The sequence below is a fragment of the Streptomyces phytophilus genome, assembly GCF_013870535.1.
Taxonomy (GTDB): Bacteria; Actinomycetota; Actinomycetes; order Streptomycetales; family Streptomycetaceae; genus Streptomyces; species Streptomyces phytophilus.
In genome coordinates, this window is sequence record NZ_JACBXC010001226.1 from 1 (window position 1) to 1,771 (window position 1,771).

At 74.3% G+C, this 1,771-nt stretch carries 2 protein-coding genes and 1 pseudogene; all 3 read right to left on the bottom strand.

Features of this window, described 5'->3' with window-relative positions:
- A partial coding sequence (gene dapF / locus H5J30_RS31010; RefSeq protein ID WP_181790831.1) for a diaminopimelate epimerase occupies positions 1-623 on the bottom strand: 623 nt, incomplete at its 3' end.
- A gap of 103 nt (positions 624-726) precedes the next feature.
- The gene (locus H5J30_RS31015; RefSeq protein WP_309505686.1) at positions 727-1,125 is read right to left on the bottom strand and encodes a hypothetical protein; all 399 of its coding nucleotides are present in this window, start codon (positions 1,123-1,125) and stop codon (positions 727-729) included.
- A gap of 173 nt (positions 1,126-1,298) precedes the next feature.
- Positions 1,299-1,771 (bottom strand): annotated as a pseudogene (locus H5J30_RS31020) (tRNA dimethylallyltransferase); the annotation flags it as partial.

The following is a 1,771-nucleotide window of genomic DNA, read 5'->3' on the forward strand; positions in this document are numbered from 1 at the left end:
GCGACGTGCCGCGGGCCGCGGTCCACCACGAACTCCACGTTCACCCCCTGGGGATACGCCGACGCCGGCGCGACCCCCGGTGCCTCGTACAGCCGCCCCGCGTCCGCGAGGTCGGCGATGAAGGCGACCGCGTGCGGATTGCCCATCCCCACGTTCCGCGCGGGCCAGGTCCGCCCGTCGACCGTGACCGTCACCTCGGCGTCCGGGCCGGCCGCGAGCGCCGCCCGGCCCATGCCGACCGTCACGTCACCGTCCTTCGCCAGGTGCACGCGCCGCACTCCCGCGCGCGTGCCGATCGCCAGGTCGCCCGTCTCCGCGAGCCCGGCGTGCTGCAGGTAGCGGGCGAAGACCCGCACGCCGTTGCCGCACATCTCGGCGATGCTGCCGTCGGCATTGCGGTAGTCCATGAACCACTCCGCGTCGGCGGCCATCCGCCGCCCCTCCGGGTGCGCGTCCGACCGCACGACCCGCAGCAGGCCGTCGGCGCCGATGCCCGCCCGGCGGTCGCACAGCCGGGCCACGGCGTCCGTGGACAGGCTGATGAGGCCGGCCGGGTCCGGAACGATCACGAAGTCGTTCTCGGTGCCGTGCCCCTTGAGGAAATGCAGCTGTGCGGTACTCACCCTGCGATCGTAACCGCCCGCGCCGACAACGCCCCGGCGACGGGAAGCGACCCGGCGACGGGAAGCGACCCGGCGACGGGAAGCGACCCGGCCCGGGAGCCGGTCAGCCCAGCCGGGCCACCCGCCAGACGGCCAGCGCGACGACCCCCGCCACCGCCGCCGCGTACAGCAGCGCGATCCGCCAGTCCGCCCGCCGCCCGGAGCCGCGCCGCGGCAGCCCGGGCAGCGCCAGGCCCACCCGGCGCGCGGCCATCATGGCCCACCCGGCGGCACAGCAGCTGATGAGCAGCCCGAGCATCGCCACGACGGGACCGCCGCCGCCGAACTCGAAGGCCAGCGGGAACGCGAACATCAGCGATCCCAGCGCGGCCAGCGCGACGATGGGGGCGAGCTGCCAGAAGCGGAGCAGCCGCGGCGGACGCAGCTCGCGGAACGACTCCTGGCCCGCAGGCTCCGGCGCCTCCGTGAGGTCTCCCGCGAGGTCGTCCGCGGGCTCTGCCACGGGCCCTGCGATCCGGTCGTCCTGCGGCTCCCGTCGACTGTCACGAGGGCCGGCCTCCATAGCCACGTGCCCTCCCAACCTCCGGCGACTTTCAGGCTTCCCAGCTCGCCTTGATGATGGCACGGCCGGGAACACCCGCAGTGCCACCGAGGCGTCCCGATGCCATGACGTGATCAGCCTGTGACCGACCGTTCGAGTAGGTCACACGCGGTGTCCGGAAGGCGGTCACGGTCGGCTTCCGAGCCGCTGATCCAGTGCACGCGCGGGTCGCGCCGAAACCACGTCTCCTGCCGCCGCGCGAACCTCCGGGTGGCCCGCACGGTCTCGTCCCGGGCCTCCGCTTCCGTGCACTCGCCGGCGAGGAACGACAGCACCTGCTGGTACCCCAGGGCCCGGGAGGCCGTACGGCCCTCACGCAGCCCTTCCGCTTCCAGCCGCCGCACCTCGTCCACGAGACCGGCCTGCCACATCCGGTCCACACGCCGCCCGATCCGCTCCGCCAGCTCGGGGCGCGGCACGGCGATGCCGATCTGGAGGGTGTCGTAGACCGACTCGTGCGCGGGCAGGTTGGCCGTGAAGGGGCGGCCGGTCAGCTCGATCACCTCCAGCGCTCGGACGATCCTGCGGCCGTTGCCCGGCAGGATCG